16 protein-coding genes and 1 pseudogene are annotated in these 15,827 nt (G+C 38.2%); 1 reads left to right on the top strand and 16 read right to left on the bottom strand.

Annotated elements, in window-relative coordinates:
- Positions 1 to 2: 2 nt before the first annotated feature.
- From IGI96_RS16015 to istA, 12 genes are all read right to left on the bottom strand, one after another.
- A complete protein-coding gene (locus tag IGI96_RS16015; protein ID WP_231419133.1) occupies positions 3 to 2,450 on the bottom strand; it encodes an ATP-binding protein in 2,448 nt (815 codons plus the stop codon).
- Positions 2,437 to 2,826, bottom strand: coding sequence for a conjugal transfer protein (locus IGI96_RS16010; protein ID WP_231419136.1), 390 nt, complete (start codon positions 2,824 to 2,826; stop codon positions 2,437 to 2,439). Before IGI96_RS16010 ends, IGI96_RS16015 begins: the two co-directional genes overlap by 14 nt.
- A gap of 65 nt (positions 2,827 to 2,891) precedes the next feature.
- Positions 2,892 to 3,995, bottom strand: a complete 1,104-nt coding sequence (locus tag IGI96_RS16005) for a UvrD-helicase domain-containing protein (protein WP_178982633.1) — start codon at positions 3,993 to 3,995, stop codon at positions 2,892 to 2,894.
- A complete protein-coding gene (locus IGI96_RS16000) occupies positions 3,992 to 5,635 on the bottom strand; it encodes an ATP-dependent nuclease (RefSeq protein WP_311894505.1) in 1,644 nt (547 codons plus the stop codon). The genes IGI96_RS16005 and IGI96_RS16000 overlap by 4 nt, the downstream gene beginning before the upstream one ends.
- A 79-nt stretch (positions 5,636 to 5,714) precedes the next feature.
- Positions 5,715 to 6,218 (bottom strand): antirestriction protein ArdA, encoded by a 504-nt coding sequence (locus IGI96_RS15995; protein WP_178982635.1) that lies wholly within the window; start codon positions 6,216 to 6,218, stop codon positions 5,715 to 5,717.
- A gap of 11 nt (positions 6,219 to 6,229) precedes the next feature.
- Positions 6,230 to 6,451 (bottom strand): hypothetical protein, encoded by a 222-nt coding sequence (locus tag IGI96_RS15990; protein WP_002298822.1) that lies wholly within the window; start codon positions 6,449 to 6,451, stop codon positions 6,230 to 6,232.
- A gap of 4 nt (positions 6,452 to 6,455) precedes the next feature.
- Positions 6,456 to 6,593, bottom strand: a complete 138-nt coding sequence (locus tag IGI96_RS15985; RefSeq protein ID WP_104681195.1) for a DUF3789 domain-containing protein — start codon at positions 6,591 to 6,593, stop codon at positions 6,456 to 6,458.
- Positions 6,590 to 7,774 carry a MobT family relaxase gene (gene mobT / locus IGI96_RS15980; protein ID WP_438785354.1) on the bottom strand — a complete coding sequence of 395 codons (1,185 nt, stop codon included), beginning with the start codon at positions 7,772 to 7,774 and terminating at the stop codon, positions 6,590 to 6,592. Before mobT ends, IGI96_RS15985 begins: the two co-directional genes overlap by 4 nt.
- Before the next feature lie 255 nt (positions 7,775 to 8,029).
- Positions 8,030 to 8,320 (bottom strand): hypothetical protein, encoded by a 291-nt coding sequence (locus IGI96_RS15975; protein ID WP_231419148.1) that lies wholly within the window; start codon positions 8,318 to 8,320, stop codon positions 8,030 to 8,032.
- On the bottom strand, positions 8,310 to 9,368 hold the full coding sequence (gene dcm, locus IGI96_RS15970; protein ID WP_438785463.1) for a DNA (cytosine-5-)-methyltransferase: 1,059 nt from the start codon (positions 9,366 to 9,368) through the stop codon (positions 8,310 to 8,312). The genes IGI96_RS15975 and dcm overlap by 11 nt, the downstream gene beginning before the upstream one ends.
- Before the next feature lie 220 nt (positions 9,369 to 9,588).
- Entirely contained in the window at positions 9,589 to 10,317 is a 729-nt protein-coding gene (istB, locus tag IGI96_RS15965) for an IS21-like element helper ATPase IstB (RefSeq protein WP_195958049.1), read from the bottom strand.
- Positions 10,314 to 11,723 carry an IS21 family transposase gene (gene istA, locus IGI96_RS15960; RefSeq protein WP_438785462.1) on the bottom strand — a complete coding sequence of 470 codons (1,410 nt, stop codon included), beginning with the start codon at positions 11,721 to 11,723 and terminating at the stop codon, positions 10,314 to 10,316. Before istA ends, istB begins: the two co-directional genes overlap by 4 nt.
- 249 nt (positions 11,724 to 11,972) lie before the next feature.
- Here istA and IGI96_RS15955 point away from each other — a divergent pair, with 249 nt between their 5' ends.
- On the top strand, positions 11,973 to 13,160 hold the full coding sequence (locus tag IGI96_RS15955; RefSeq protein ID WP_438785353.1) for an IS110 family transposase: 1,188 nt from the start codon (positions 11,973 to 11,975) through the stop codon (positions 13,158 to 13,160).
- Between the two features lie 123 nt (positions 13,161 to 13,283).
- On the opposite strand, the pseudogene IGI96_RS15950 reads toward IGI96_RS15955, so the two are convergent.
- From IGI96_RS15950 to IGI96_RS15935, 4 genes and pseudogenes are all read right to left on the bottom strand, one after another.
- Positions 13,284 to 13,421, bottom strand: a pseudogene (locus IGI96_RS15950) (DNA cytosine methyltransferase); the annotation flags it as partial.
- A 78-nt stretch (positions 13,422 to 13,499) separates the two neighbouring features.
- Positions 13,500 to 13,667, bottom strand: coding sequence for a hypothetical protein (locus IGI96_RS15945; RefSeq protein WP_002298811.1), 168 nt, complete (start codon positions 13,665 to 13,667; stop codon positions 13,500 to 13,502).
- A complete protein-coding gene (locus IGI96_RS15940; RefSeq protein ID WP_438785352.1) occupies positions 13,660 to 14,334 on the bottom strand; it encodes a zeta toxin family protein in 675 nt (224 codons plus the stop codon). The genes IGI96_RS15945 and IGI96_RS15940 overlap by 8 nt, the downstream gene beginning before the upstream one ends.
- 85 nt (positions 14,335 to 14,419) lie before the next feature.
- Positions 14,420 to 15,763 carry an FtsK/SpoIIIE domain-containing protein gene (locus IGI96_RS15935; protein WP_231419151.1) on the bottom strand — a complete coding sequence of 448 codons (1,344 nt, stop codon included), beginning with the start codon at positions 15,761 to 15,763 and terminating at the stop codon, positions 14,420 to 14,422.
- Positions 15,764 to 15,827 lie beyond the last annotated feature (64 nt).

The raw sequence follows: 15,827 nt of genomic DNA, 5'->3' as shown, positions 1-15,827 counted from the left end.
CCTCACTCCATTCTCTTTTGAACCGGCGGGCGGGTATCAAAGGCATGGAAGAGTTCTTCAAAGACTGGATGAACCTGAACCACACCTACTCGACCATACAAATCTTGCATCAAGCATTGACCGTTTTCCAAATCTCTCAGGCGTTTTTGATTGCTTTCATCTTCTTGATCTAAACCAAAGAATTCCAATGTTTTCTTGATTTCATGAATATCGGTACTACGAAAAGCAAACTTCAACCCGATATTATTCTTCAAGCGCTCATCCAGTAAATCGTCACTGTTTTGCGTAACAAAATAAACCCCGGCATTCATGGCCCGACCAGCACGAACGAGCTTATTTGATAACGTCTTTCCTTGCGCTACTTGAAGAAATGACCAAGCCTCATCCAGGTCCACAATCTTGAAAATTTCTCGGTTGCTATGGATAAAGTCCAAGGCAAAAGTCGAAATGACGATTAACATCGAAACACTAAGCAATTCCATGGTGGTATATTCTTCAAAAGTCGTTTCTGCATCTGGTAAAACCAAATCCGCTACTTGAATGATATTTAACTGCTTGTCTAAACTAATCGATTGGGTAATCGAACCATCTGAGAAAAGCAAATGGGCAAAATCATAATCGGTAAAGGATTCGATATGATCGGCGATATTTTCCGCAACTGGTGAGCCCTCTTTACGCAATTCAACGATTACTTGTAATAATCCTCGTTGATTGCTTTGGGTAACGGTTCGAATGGCCTTGCGTAAAACGGGGAACTTCTCCCCATCTCGACTAGAAATGCCTGTTAAAAAGGTCAGAATATCAATTGCTAGACTTTCCGAGTCTTTCTTTTTCTTCATAATCACATACGGATCAAGCAGGCCTTGATTTTCTGGTTTACTAGTTAAGTTGAGGATATTGATTTCATCCGCGATTTCTGGCAAAGTTTCTTTCCAGCCGCCTCGTTCGCCTTTTGGATCGACAATCACAGCTTGCCCACCAAAAAGGACGGCATAATAGACTAAAAGATTATTACTGAAAGATTTTCCACCACCTAGTGAACCAAGGAAAGCCGCGGCTAGCGCATTGGTAACTGAGCCTTTCACGCCTTGTGAAGCCAAGGCCGGTTTCAGGTAAACATTGCGGCCAGTATCTACGTTATAGCCAAAGTAAATGCCTTCTAACTCTCCTAGCATCTGAGTGGCCCCAAAGCCAAGTCCGGCGAGAAAATCAGAGGTAACATACTGGATATAGTCGTTCATATATCGTTTACTTGAGGGTAAGAATTCTTCATGTAAGCCCATCATATCGCCAAAAGGCCGGACTAGTTTTACATTGGTATCATCATAAAAATCTAAGACCTCATCACAGCGACGCTTTAGTTCATCCACTGACTCCGCACTCACCCGAACTACATAACTCAGTTTGTACATGGATTCTTTTGACTGATCCAAGGTGGTTTCCAATTCATCCACTGAATCCAAGGCATCTAAGACATTGGAGTTGGTTTCGTTATCGGATTGATAGGCATGATTGTCCAAGTCTTTTAGTTCTTTTTTCTTATTACGAACTGTCGCTAAGGCCTTTTTATTCGTCACGATTTCCACATTCATTGAAGTATCAATGGGGAACGTGAATTGTTGTTGCTGGTAATAGAAAAGTTCCGAGGAAGGAAATTCCATCTCTCCTACAATTGTATTGATTGTCAAGTATGCTACATACGATTCATGATTTTCATGTTCCATGTGTAAGTACCGCGGTTTTTCTTCAATCAAACAACGACTGGGACGTAATAAGTCATAACGCTTCACCAAAGTTTCTGATTTCAGCTTTTTCTTTGGTAACTGAAATTCATACTCTTCAAATGGTGTGCCCTTTTCCCCATAGATATGTTCAATCAAATACGTCAGATTACTCGGTGTTACCCGTCTAACTTTAAATCTGCGGGCTAATTTACTTTCCATTAGTTTTTCAAGCTTAGAATAACGGTGAATTTCTTCATTGGACAAGGAAACGAAATCCCCCATCAAATGATGATTCACCCCATAGACAAATTCTTGAAGCCCAGATAAGAAAGACTTTTTGAGACTCTTTAGATTCACTTCTTCATCTGTGGCAATTAATTTGAAGCCAATAAAAAAGCGATAATCAATCTGACTATCGCCAATCATAGATACTAATGCATCTGTCTGTAGGTCAATCCGTTGTTCAGCTATTTCTTTTAATCGACCTGTGATTTCCTTTTTTGAACGTTCTTGCGTGGCTCGAATACTACTTTCTGTGGCAATTTGTAATGCATGGATCTTGCCCTCACGATTCTGGGCAATCAACTGCCGAAAGTTATCATGCACTTGATACTTCTGTTCAGGTGACAAAAAGGAGTAATTGTAAGGCACTAATTCATAGTAGGCAAAACATTCCCCTTCTTGGTTAAAGACGAGATTATTTTCAATATACTTAATCGGGTACATAGTTCACACTCCTTACAAGAGTAATGGGTTCAATCCATCGTTTCTTTTGTTCTTTGACTTTTTTCCCTGCAAAAGTGACCTTAAACCGTAAGTGATAACTGATAAAGGATCGTAAAAATCCCAGTGGTTTCTTGCCGTCAAAGGTCTTTTGCGACATAAACCAAGTGATAGCCACCGGTATGCCTAAGTATTTTAAAAAGGCCCCCTCTATCATAGATAGTGGAGGCACATGGGCAAATACGATGACAATCAGCAAGGATAAAACAAACCAAGCCATCTGGTTAAAAGTCACAGGAAATGGCAACTGAAAGTCATTGATTGCATAGATAACTTTTTCAACTGCCCAGATACTGGTATAGCTTTTTATTTTTTTCATTCCTTCACTCCTTATAAAACTAAAAAAGAGTATCGTATACCGACACTCTCTAAGTAACTTGACTATTATTGATACATAGGTAACACCTCTGTATCAAGATTATCTTTACATACAATTGCAACACTGAACTTTGCTCTAGTGATTGCTACATAAAACTTACACTTTATTTCAAAAGAGCTTATTAGTTTACCTGACAACATCCATTCCAACATTTTTTTTGTTGGGTAAATTATGACTCTATCATAGGTGGCACCTTTTGATTCGCCAAAGTTTTTAATATCATAACCCGAATGGATACCTTTAGTTCTTCTGTCATAGCGTAATTGCAACGGTTTATACTTTTCAAGGTATTTATCTACATCCTTTTCTTTTACGAAAAATACACCGTCATGCTCAGTTGTTTCCTCTTGAAGCGATTCACATTGTGGATGATTAGGGAACAACTTGTTAGCAAACTCACATATTTTTTGATTGTTACGCCAACTTCCCTTAAGAGTATCTGTATCAACAAAACAGTCTATTTTTTTACATTCTGCTGAAATAAACTCTTGAATTTTACCGTCTTTATATTTTTTATACTTGGAAGAAAAATGAGTGTGATAAGTTACTTGCCTCGGATCACCAGCCATTTTTACAAGGGAACTTGAGTCAAGAAGTAATTTAATAAACTCTAGATCATATCCCGCCATATCCTGTACTTCGTCAATAAAAATAGTTGAATACAACGATGAAATTCGTTCAACTACATATCCATTACTTTTTTCATTGCACTTAACCACAAATTTTGACAGCTTATCTGAATATATTTGATAATCTTTTGTAAAGTAATGATTATCTACATCATCTTCGGGATAGTACCGTGGAAACTTCCCTCTAAACATTAATCCTGACTTTTGGTTAACAAGAAGTAGACCCGTAATTTTTTTGTCAGTCATTTTGCCTTGATATGGTTTTGCCCCATGTTCAATCAAAAAAGAGAACCAAGTTTGAATAGTAACATTGGCAGGAATAATTCCATTATTTAATTTCATAAATTTTTTACGAATTTCTTTTTCATTTTCTTCCGTAAAAGTAGTGATAAGAACTTCATTCGAACAAGCTAGTGCTTCTTTTACAAAATAAGTTGTCTTTCCAGCACCCGCTGCGGCAATCAATAGTTGGTTTTTCATTGTACTGCCCTCATAATATATTCTGGATACTTAATATTTGAATGATAGTTGAAAATTTTCAAAGCGCATTCTGTTTTATGTGTTTTCATATATTTGTGAAGGTCCTCTTCAGAGTAATTTGTTTCAAATATCTGATTAAATAACTCTACCGTATTACTCTTGAGTAAAAGCGGTTCTAATGTATTGTAATTAAATGATTTAGGATCTTTTGTACCAATTTTCAAAGTACCAGTAGTTTCGTTTTTATCAAAACAAATTTCTATATTTTTCTTTTTATTTGAACCAATATAATCTTTGTATTTTTTTTCTAACGCGGCTACATTTCCATCGTTATCAGTTACAACCCGAACCGTGGTCTCTAGGTTTTCAGCAATCTCTAAAAATCGTAAGAATGAAGTTCCAACAGATATCACATCAACATTATCTTCAATTGGTAATCGACCATTATGTGTATCCATATATGCTCTTTGTATCACCAACTCATCAGAATCGCCTTCTACCAAAATAGCCTTATCACAAAGTATCAATCGTAAAGTATCATATCCAGCAACTTTCTCAAAAAAATCTTTTGATTTTAGATAATCAAATCGTACAGTCTTCTGCTGATTCAATAATATTAGATTGTTTAAACCGAGCTTATTAGCCACAAAACTACTATGTGTAGATATAATAATTTGCTTATCACCATAATTTGATTTTATACTTTCGAGCAATTGGTTTAGTCGAGCATGGCTTATGTGGCATTCTGGCTCTTCAATCAGGATAACTGATGATGCTTCGGATTTTTTGTTTGATAATGCTAAATCTGTTTTTACGACTGCTTGTTCACCCTTGCCAATATAATCAAAGGGAATCTTATTTAATTGTGTAATAAGACTCCCATCCCAAGTAGAACGGGAGCCCAAATCGACAGTCAACTCAATTTCCTTTTTACTTAATTTTGAAATTCCTGTTATTTTCGTATTGATATTAGCAATAGCGGGATCTTTGGAGAAAAATTCCTTTGCCTTTCGGAAAGCTTGGGCCACTTTTGTTTTTTCATCCATTTCCAAAGTATTTTGTACAATTCTCGATATATAGATATCTGAACCATTTTGGAATTTACTAGAACCAACATCAATGAAGGACGATTTTATCGGAATGCTTCTGGAAGTTAAAGGCTTTCTTGAAAAAGCATACCATTCAACATCATAGTATTCTATTGGTAGACTTACCAATTCGGCACTTTCCAGCAATGATTCATACTCTTCCTTATATTTTTCATCAAAGGCAATTTTTAAAGCAATTCCATTCGTTCTACCCAACCTGCTTTTATCACTAAATCTATCCCCCTCTAATATAGGAAATGTTCCCTCTGATAAGTAAAGCTCTATGAGAATATAGGGAGCCTCATTTATTATTCCTTGCTTAATATCTTTCAGATACTCATCTACAACTTCGTAATTAAATAAATATTGAGATAAGTTTCCCTTAATTGTCTTTCCCCTAAAGACACCACACAAAGCCATATGAATCGCTTCTAGTATTGTAGATTTTCCTGCTTCATTATTACCAACAAGAATATTAATTCCTTGCTTCAAATCTAACTCAAAAGTTCCCTTTATACACTTAAAATTCTCGATCCGTACCTTCTCTATCACTAACCTGTCCCCCTTGTAGAAAGTCATGACTACATTATCCTTCAATTCTTATTTTTCTACAAGATAAGGGAAATATTAATTAACCTAAGAATTCAAAAACCCCACGACTCGTAACCAAATAATTTCCTCCAATCTCCAAGTCTCGACCACAAGCATCAAAATCAATATACGTCTTCAAATGTTCCGGTACTTCGCCAAAATCACCAGCTTCTACAATCAAGTAATACGCTACATCACTCATATCATCGCAGTCCGGATAATAAACAATATCATCCATATGCTCTACCATTTCCTCGAAAGAATTGAAGAAAGCGTGTTGAATCTCAGAAGCAACTTCACCAATCGGCGTTCCTTCAAGCTCCTTCGCTAAGCTACACAACCGATTAATTTCCTCAATTGGTGTATACTCATCAATCTCAAAGGGCAACTCATAATCATGAATTGCATATTCCTCATATTCGTCATTTAACCCAATCCGTTCTTTCACTTCATCAAAATCGACAGGCGGGGTAAACCACGCCCCCACCAACTCGCCCTCGTTGTATCGACCTAAGTTCGCAATATAAATACGCATCTGTTCCATCGTGATACCCCCTAAGCCCCAACAATTCGGTTAAACAAATTGAGTAAGACATCTTTCACACCAGAAGCGTTGAAGACCAGTCCAACCGCAATTAAGGCAATCACCAAAAAGCCAATCAGTTTGGAAAACTCCCGCTTAAATCCTAAAAATAAACCAATGACCACAATTGCCAGTAAGACTAAGGATTGGGCATTGGTTAAAAACCATTGATACAAATTTTGTCCGAAATTCATTTCATCACTTTCCTTTCTTTTCCATTGCTCGATCCGCCGCTGCACTTGCATGCATCAAGCACATCACAGTAACGCCAAGGAGACTGCCACCAAATACCAATAAAATATCTTTTACAATTCCCATCACAATTCCTCTTTTCATATAATCAAGTTTTCAATTGCCATACTTTGTTGCTCCAAAATCTTTTTGTGCCGGTCTGATAAGCGTGCATTCTGTACCATATCCTGGATATACGTTGTCTGATTCAAACGATCCAACTCCTTGGCCATCTTCCACGTAGGCGCAACTTGTCGGCCTAGCCAATTCAAGGTTCGTTCAATGGTATAAGGTTTCGGCTCAGAAGTTAGTTGAATTTCCTTCCGATTCCGTCCAATAAAACGACCCCATTGTTCATTCAACGGCCAGTTGGTTCTTCTTTTCCCTTCCAGCTTATCCGCAAACCGCACATAACGATTGATAATCGAAAACGTGGTACTCTCAATACTGCGATCTTTTAACAAATCTTGAATCGCATGATAGGCACGATCATTTTTTAACCGGATTTCAAAACGATTTTTCGTTTCGGTCTGGTCTAAAGGAATCCCTAACTTGATATATTGTTCATAATCTTTTTCGTACAAACAAAAATAGACCTCGCTTTTGAGACTGCCGATATATAAGGTATTGCCCATGCCGTCCTTTTCATCGGCTTTCAACAACTCCCCGGAACGATAGCTCTTAAAGGTACGGAACAAGGAGATACATTCTTGCTTCTGACATTTTTTCGTTAGCTCAGGAATATCCAATAAGCCAACTCGATCATTGATTGCTAAATCCAAGCGTTTCATCACGCCGCTAGCTTTTAGGCAATCTTCGAAAAAGTCGTACCAACTACGCTTTTGAGCGAGTAAAAAAGTTTCAAATTGGCGACAACCACGCCCTTTAAGTTCTAAAAGTACTCCTTTATCTTTTTCATGAGAAAGCATCACCACAATATCCCCCATGACATATTGTTCTTGATAGGAGTAAAACGCGTAATCCTCATGAAGCATATAATCAAATTTCAAATGAAGAATCTCTTGAATGATTTTCCTCGCATCCGTTGTGGGAAAGCGAATCCTTACATAGTCAAACAGTAACGTTAGAGGTAACTCGGGATTGAAACTTTCCAGTTGGTCAAAAATTTTTCTCATGGTCTTTGCGGATGGTGTTACGCCACCGTTTTCTATCTGATTTAAGTACGGGCGACTAAGTCCGCAAGCCGTAGCCAATTTATTTTGCGAAACACCATATTCGTTGCGTCGGTCTTTTAATAGCCGATAATCTAAATTCCGTTGTGCCAAGTTCTCACCTCCAAATTTAAGGTGTTAACTTTTTCAAATCAGTTAACACCTATATAAGTTGCTTATTATCCTTGATAGGACAGCCATTCCTCATTGTTGCTTGCTTATTTCTTGTGTTTTTGTACCCCCCTGTTAGATACGGGGGGTAAGACATCATGGCCGGCTGGCGCCGTCCATGAACAGGCACAGCACCACGGAGGATTTCTGCTTCGCAAATCCTCCGCGGTCCGCGCCTATCAGTGGTTTATTTGGTTGTTACTCCGCAGTAATACCCTCAATTTCTAGTTCTGCTTTTATCTCGAACAAGTATTGCCGGATATTCGGTTCTTTGGCAAGGTCCGCAATCCGTTCAAACTCTGCAATTACTTGATTCACTTCGATTCGCGCATCTGTCTCCTCGTCCATTACATACGGCTCATCAGGGACTTTCATCCCATTTTTGCGAATATCAAAATTGAGCCGTCGTAGTTCTTCTACCAATTCTGGATCTGTCTGGATTTTTTCAATTATCCAATAGATTTCCCCAATCAATTCATCATAAATCATGTATTTCTACCTCCTTTAACCTTCTGGCAATATCAAAAATGACCGGAACTGTCACTGAGTTTCCAGCCTGTTTATACAATTGACTATCTGAATTTACTTTAGCGGCTCGATCAAAAGCCCAATCGGGAAAACCTTGAAGTCGCCAGCATTCCCTAGGTGTAAGTTTTCGAATCTGATACTGATCTGTGACGACCGCTTGTTGGTCTCCTGTTAGTAAGGTATGCACACTTTGTTTTCCCAGACGTCCTCGACGACTTGTGGAATTAGGAAAAGCCAGGTTCACACTGTCCCCTGGCTTCACCTCTTGATATTCTGTTCCATTTTTCCGAATCATGATCTTCGTTCCCCCTTGTTTCGTTGACAAGGTGGGCGCTGTTCCAGTTACTTCGTAAACTCGATTACCTTGTTCGAAATTTCCCGGCAATAGTCCCGCCACCGAAATCCCATCACTTCCCGGTAGTGCGATTTTGATTCCTTCATTACCGGTTAAGATCGGGGCAACCCCATCTGAACCATAGACTTGTCCACCCATTCCTCGATTGGAAGGATTGATATTTAACAAGTTTCGGATTTTTTGATCAGATGTTGGAGACGATCCAATGATAGGAAATACTTGTTTGGTACATGCGTCTCGAGAATGTCCGATAAGGAAGACCCGCTCGCGGCTTTGGGGAACGTAGGCCTTTGAGTTAAGCACTTGCCATTCCACACCATACCCCAATCCATCCAGCGTTCGGAGGATCGTCTCGAACGTAGCCCCTCCTTCGTGATTGAGCAATCCCCGGACGTTCTCAAGGAATAAAAACTTAGGTCGGAGAAGAGTGGCGAACCGAGCGATTTCAAAGAATAAAGTACCTCGAGTATCGGAAAATCCTTGCCGCTTTCCCGCAATTGAAAAAGCTTGGCACGGAAAGCCACCGCAAAGGATGTCCACTGGTCCGAGGGATTGAACAAACTCGTCTGATACACTTGTGATATCATGCATTTCCACCTCCTTGTATATTAGAGTTAGGGTTTTAACCTTCCGGTTTTGATTGGATAACCCTATGAACCATCGTTATTTTAATTTGGTATTAACTCATTCATTTTGAGATAATATATTTATTGGATTGAGAGGCTATGCCGTTGCCTCCTTGAGTTTTGAAGCTCGTAATCGAAAGACTGGCACCTCTCTCTGATAAGTGGATTACGTATGTGTGTTGTGCAATAGCTTTTAAAAAAAAAATGCAGCCGAAAGTGCAGAGTTTTGCTGCAACTAGTTTTTTCCTTCAATATGATTTAGATAATGAATTTTTCAACCTGAAACTTTCGCCTTTAAAGCTGATAATGTGAGCGTGATGGATTAGCCGATCAACGAGAGCAGCTGTTAAGCGAGAATCCATAAACACTCGATTCCATTGACTGAATTCTAAATTAGAGGTAATAATAATGCTCTTTTGCTCATACCAATCTGAAATCAGTTGAAAGAGCAGTTCAGCTCCTTCTTTCGTCAATGGTAAGTACCCCATTTCATCAAGAATAATTAATTCTGTTGTTTCGAATCGCTTCTTGAAACTGGCTAGCTGTTGTTTTTTTAAGGCACTCTCTAATTGTTCAACGAGATTGTTTACTCGGAAAAATTTGGTTGAAACACCTTCACTACAGGCTTTTCTCCCTAATGCGATCGCTAGATGCGTTTTCCCTGTACCAGGAGAGCCAACACAAACAATGTTTTCTTGCCTTTTTAGAAAATCAAGAGAGACAAGGGTCGCCTTATCTAGATGGGCTGGTAGAAAAATATCTTCGTGCCATTCATAGTTCTTTAGCGATTTTGGTACAGGAAATTTGGCTAATTTTTCCATCCGTTCTAATTTGATCTGCTGTCTGGTCTCAAGCTCTAAACGGAATAAATCGGTAATAAATTGTTCTGGAGCTTCGAAAGAAGCTCTTGGTAAGTTCGTGATGATATGGCTTAATCGAAGCTTTTTGCAATAATCTTCTAGCGTCTGTCCAGTCATTTTTGCACGCCTCCTGATTTTGTTAATGCATCATAGTTTGACCAATTCACATCAAAGTCAGAGGGGGCATCTTCTTGAACAACTAATTCGTAAAATTGTTCATTAATTTGTTGGATATCATAGGTCGCTAATAAACTTAGTAATTGTTTTATCCGTCTGTATTTAAGGTGATTATTATCAATTGCTAGATAATTTTGAAGGCGTGCAGGCAAGTACTTCCAATACCTCGAATAACTAACGACATTCAATTTATTACTCCATTGTTTCAAGATATCACTCCATGGGATCAATCGTTTTTTGTTCATATAGGGGCGATATTCGTTCATTAAGAGGTCTCCATGAGGCGTAAGAACTTTGAATTTATTCCAAGTCAAAACAACGGTCAATTGAGAATATCCATATGCTTTAGGAATATGAATAACCGTTTGATCCAATTTCATTTCGTGATAACGATTTAGTTTAGCTTCTACTTCTTTAAAAATTGGGTAATCCTCTTGGGGAAGAGAATGTAACGCCTTGTTTTCTTTCTTCCACAAATCTTCGATTAATTGATGTTTCGAATAATGCGTCCTTTTTCGATCTGTTTTCAATTGTTCTTCAAGCTGCTTATTTAGGGACTCAAAAGAGTTCATGATTGGCGAAGTCGAGAAGAAATTGTATCGGACATAACCCACTTTATTTTCGACATGTCCTTTTTCATGCCCACTACGTGGGTTACAGACTTGAACATCACAACCATAATGAATGGTGAAACGTAAGAATTCATCGGTTAGTTGTGCTTCTTCAAATTTTGATTTTGTTTTTTTCACCGCTGGAGTTAAGTTATCTATTCTGATCTTTTTTGGAACACCGCCGCATTGATCAAATAGTTGCTTTAATGCTTCCAGGAAACACTCTTGGTTTTGAGCTGGCATGGCACTTGCGAACGTCGCATTACTATAGGGAAATGACATGATAAGAAGTTGTATGTCTTTCATGTGATCTTCGTGCATGACTTCCATTGTTCCAAAATCGACCTGTGCTTCTCCGATCGGATGATCAAGGCGATCGACAGCTTTGTAATTCGTTTCGTCGTACCGCTGTTTTTTCCATTGAGAAATATAGACGCAAACTGTTCGATAGGAGCCAGGGAAACCCAAAGGTTTCAATTGTTCATAGATAGCTTTGGCAGTTCTACGGAGTTTTCTACGTAAGCGTAGGTCTTCTTCTAGCCAACTACCGATAATTTCTCCCCAGCCATCATCCATCATGGATTTATTTTTTCGAGTAGGATCCGTAATGAATAGCTGATCACTGTCGGCGTATTTTTTCGCTGTTCGCCAATTGATATTCATTGCTTTTCTTATCTGATCAATTGACTGATCACGATTATTTCTCAAATGTTTTATCGTTTTAATATCATCCAAAGTTAACAACCTTTCTGTACCTCCATCACTAAGTCACTAAAACTTATGATGGAAGGAAACTAGTTCGCAGTCAAACTACTGCATAGTTGTGTACTTTCGGCTGCATTAGTGTGTAGTTAAATTCTGCCACAAACACGTATGAGTTAGATGTTGAAAGTTTTTGCTTTACTCCGTATCTCGTACAAGGTAGTGACGCTTTTCAGTTGAGCGGGTTTCAATCCAAAATATTTTTTTAGAAAGGTCAAATGTATGTACTTCTTAGGAATTGATATCGGCAAGCGAACTCACGTGGCTTCTTTAATGAGTGAAGAAGGTAAAGTGATCCTAAAAGGTTTTTCTTTCCCTAACACTACTGAAGGAGCTGATTCCCTGATTGAGCGGCTTTCAAAATATTCAGAGACTCCCGCTGACTTTATTGTCGGAATGGAAGCTACGGGTCATTATTGGCTCTCCATCTTTTCATACCTCCACGAATCAGACTTTTTGATTCACGTTGTGAATCCTCTTCAAACCGATGGCTGGCGCAAAGGAACAGAAATCAGAAAACGAAAAAATGATATTATTGATTCTGTTTTGATTGCTGACTTGATGCGTTATGGTTCCTTTGTAGAAACAGTATTGTCTGATGAAAATGTTTTTTCGTTAAAACAACTTTCACGTTACCGAACCTATTTAGTAGGTACCGCAAGCGACTTCAAACGAAAAATCATAGCTGTACTAGATCAAGTGTTTCCTGAATATGCATCAATTTTTTCTAAACAAGGTATTTTCGGAAAAGCGTCTAAAGAGTTATTGCTTGAGTTTAGTTCTCCTATAGAGCTAGAAGAAATTTCGGCAGAAACGTTGGCTCAATACTTAGCTGAGTTAAGCAGGAACCGAATAAAGCCAGAGAAAGCAGATCAATTGAAGCAAGCAGCTTCTAACTCCTTTGGAGTGAAATTTGCTCAAGAAGCTTTTACATTTCAATTACACTCCATGATTGAACAATTGAAATTCATCGAAAGCCAAGTAAAAGAAACTGAAAAAGAAATTAAGCGCATAATGAGTAATTTAGACTCTGTTATTCTCACAATCCCTGGAATCGGCCCTATAAATGGCGCGACAATTCTTGGTGAAATTGGAGACATTCGCAAATTTTCTAATCCGAAAAAACTGGTTGCTTATGCTGGCATAGACGCGTCTGTGTCCCAATCTGGGCAATACGAAGCAACACATAATGTTATGAGCAAGCGTGGATCTCCATACTTACGAAAAACCTTGTTTTCAGCTGCTCTAGTTGCTTCTCGATGTGATCCTGTTTTTCGCGCGTTTTATCAGAAAAAAATTTCTGAGGGAAAGCATCATCTGACGGCCTTAGGTGCTGTTTCTCGTAAGCTTTGTTATGTGATTCATGCTATTTTAACTAAAAATGAACCTTATAAGATTGTTTCCGATTAGCTATTGAACAATCAAAAAAATCTAATAGTGAAAGGTCTATTTGTTGTACTCATTTTTTGGACTTAACTGTTATAAAATATTTTTTTGATTTAGCTAATTTTCACTTGACTCTATATAGTTAGTCTTTCTTGTATCATGGATTGCCTTATAACTCCTCCGAGCAAATTCATCAATTTCACAAAAGCCGATACACTGGTGACCCGCTTGTTCCATGCCTAAGCGAAAACCACCAATCCCGGCGAATAAATCTAAAAATGTCATACATCACCTCATTCATTGCAAAGAAAAAAGCCAAGAACATTTTTGCTCTTGGCTCTTAAAACTATTTCGATTTCAAATTTATTTTTCTTTATCCAACCCAATCAATTCCCGTTGTTTTCGATTGGATTCATCTGCTACAAATTTAAAGACTGTCTTCAGCTCTTTCGCAGAGGCATTCTTTTGTAGTGTAGAAAAGTTACGGTTATACTTCTCCATAATTTCTTCAACTTTTTCTTTCTCAGTCATGTAGCTCTTCCTCCAATCTTTCTTTCGTATAACTGATTGGTAATGCTAGTTCAACATTATCAATATCCATTAGAAAATCAGAAATCGTATTTTGAAAATCCTTCACTAAAATATTGACAGTTACTTTCTCTTGAAATTGTTTTTTCACCTGCATCAAATTTTTTCTCGATTGGAAAAAAGCATTGATAAAACGTTCTTTAGGAACAAAACGGCCTTCAACTTCTTCTCGCTTTTTAGTAAAGTCCCAAGCAATAAATGGATCTTGATAAACATAATAGACAAGCACATTATAATTCTTTTTGAGTGCCCGTTCAATATTTTGATTTACCTTAAAAGTCGCAAAAGTCCCATCAAGAATAAAACTATAACCCTTTTTAAGAACTAAATCGAGAGCCGCATCTACCAAAAGTGCTGATCCTCGCTGAAATTCATCTGAATTATTCCCAACATAGCCTGGGAATAATTCACGAAATTTATCAGCATCGATTACACAAAGATTACTATTCAATGCCGTCAAAGTTTGTGTAGCCTCAGTCTTTCCAGCCCCAGGACTTCCAGCCATAAAAATGGCAGTCTTTTCTTCCTCTTTTTCTTTCCCATCAGTAATAGAAGAAATTAATACTTTTTTGTTCTCTTTAGCATACTGTAAAGAATAATCTTCTGTCATTTTTATTGCACCTCCTGACGCTTTCATCCCTAGTTTATCATACTTTTAGTCCGATACCCTAGAAGACTAAATTTCTCTGTAGCTGTCATTTTTCTTTTGATTGCGCTACTTGTTTGATGGATTCCAAGAAATCATACCCTTTTGGTACAAGTGGCGTATAAAACTCACTAATCACACTGCCCCCTGTATCCACATAGCCTCGCCCCTTAATTCGTTTCATAAAGAAATTTTTATCAACTTCTCCATACATCATGGAATACCCGAGTTCACTCATACGGCCCAAAGCCACACGAAAATTAAACTGATCGCGAATCCCATCTCCTAAATATTTCGCATCGGGTCTTTGACAAGCTAGAATCAGAAAGAAACCCGACTGACGACCTAACATCACGATTTGTTTGAGCTTATTCAAAATCACCGCACTTTCTTTCGTCGTTAACATTTCCATATAAGCCACGTATTCATCAAAGATTAAAAAGTTTGGTGGAAGTCCTAGGTAGGCATAATTCTCTCCTGTTTTGTAGTTGGGCATTTCTTTCATCGCCCTACTACGAGCCATCATGCGCTCATAAAAATCTTCCACACATGAAGAAATCTCTTCTTTTTGGGAATAAACATGAGGCATCACTGTACTTAAATCGGCCAGATCCGCATTTTTTGGATCGAGGATAAACAATTCTGAGTCTGACTTCAATAGTGCTTGGGTAATGGTGAGTAAAAAATAGGTCTTGCCTCCACCGGTACCGCCAGCGATTAACATATGAGGCAAGGAATCATACGCCCATACTTGATTTTTCATCAATCGCAAAGCCCCATTTTCTGCCACTACTTCTTCTATCCCAATTCGATTAGCAATCATATCGTATAACAAGGTGTATTCCACATAGGAGTCTTTGAGTTCCTTTTCTACTAACTCACAATACAGTCCGCTTTCTAACTTCTTTTCCAACTTTAAAAGCTGATCTTGGTATTTCCCAAGTGAAATTTGAACGCGAATAGACAGTAAGCCATCTTTCATTCGATAATAAATTTTGGGGAAGTAACTGATACTCTCTCTGGTCCGACTACTATTCAAATCTTTGAAAAAGCCTTCACTTTGAGTTTGCTTCACTTCATACCAATGATTTTCTAGAATCATCCGAGACAGCTTTTGTCGATGCCATAAACTTCGCCAATGGTCCTGAAAAAAGTGAATATAAAGCAATATCATGCTTCCCGAAAGAGCGAGACTTCCTAATAAGCAAATTAGGTCTGTCATGGACCAAGTAAGCTCAATTTTAGAAAGGGATAGCTTAGAAAGCTCAACTTGTCTAAGCTCTTGAAAATAAAAGACGCCCATCCAAACGATGAACAAAGCAATGATCCAGCCAAGAACAAAGTGATAAACCAAGTGCTGATCTCCTGCGCGTATACGATGCCCTTTGTACATTTTGATGGTTTCCTCCTCCAATAGAAAAAAGGCCAATGTGATTTATTGGGCTAAATTCAAGTAT

This window comes from Enterococcus sp. DIV0421 (genome assembly GCF_051713745.1).
Lineage (GTDB): Bacteria > Bacillota > Bacilli > Lactobacillales > Enterococcaceae > Enterococcus_D > Enterococcus_D casseliflavus.
The sequence above is the reverse complement of the archived record's forward strand: the minus strand, read 5'-3'. Positions and strand labels throughout refer to the sequence as shown.

What these genes read in the sequence shown, in the direction of transcription:
- IGI96_RS15945 (WP_002298811.1), bottom strand. Translation starts at nt 13,667, where the DNA reads ATGACTGAGAAAGAAAAAGTTGAAGAAATTATGGAGAAGTATAACCGT.
- IGI96_RS16010 (WP_231419136.1), bottom strand. Translation starts at nt 2,826, where the DNA reads ATGAAAAAAATAAAAAGCTATACCAGTATCTGGGCAGTTGAAAAAGTT.
- IGI96_RS15935 (WP_231419151.1), bottom strand. Translation starts at nt 15,763, where the DNA reads ATGTACAAAGGGCATCGTATACGCGCAGGAGATCAGCACTTGGTTTAT.
- IGI96_RS15995 (WP_178982635.1), bottom strand. Translation starts at nt 6,218, where the DNA reads ATGGAACAGATGCGTATTTATATTGCGAACTTAGGTCGATACAACGAG.
- IGI96_RS15990 (WP_002298822.1), bottom strand. Translation starts at nt 6,451, where the DNA reads ATGAATTTCGGACAAAATTTGTATCAATGGTTTTTAACCAATGCCCAA.
- IGI96_RS15975 (WP_231419148.1), bottom strand. Translation starts at nt 8,320, where the DNA reads ATGATTTATGATGAATTGATTGGGGAAATCTATTGGATAATTGAAAAA.
- IGI96_RS15940 (WP_438785352.1), bottom strand. Translation starts at nt 14,334, where the DNA reads ATGACAGAAGATTATTCTTTACAGTATGCTAAAGAGAACAAAAAAGTA.
- IGI96_RS15955 (WP_438785353.1), top strand. Translation starts at nt 11,973, where the DNA reads ATGTACTTCTTAGGAATTGATATCGGCAAGCGAACTCACGTGGCTTCT.
- istB (WP_195958049.1), bottom strand. Translation starts at nt 10,317, where the DNA reads ATGACTGGACAGACGCTAGAAGATTATTGCAAAAAGCTTCGATTAAGC.
- IGI96_RS16005 (WP_178982633.1), bottom strand. Translation starts at nt 3,995, where the DNA reads ATGAAAAACCAACTATTGATTGCCGCAGCGGGTGCTGGAAAGACAACT.
- IGI96_RS16015 (WP_231419133.1), bottom strand. Translation starts at nt 2,450, where the DNA reads ATGTACCCGATTAAGTATATTGAAAATAATCTCGTCTTTAACCAAGAA.
- IGI96_RS15985 (WP_104681195.1), bottom strand. Translation starts at nt 6,593, where the DNA reads ATGAAAAGAGGAATTGTGATGGGAATTGTAAAAGATATTTTATTGGTA.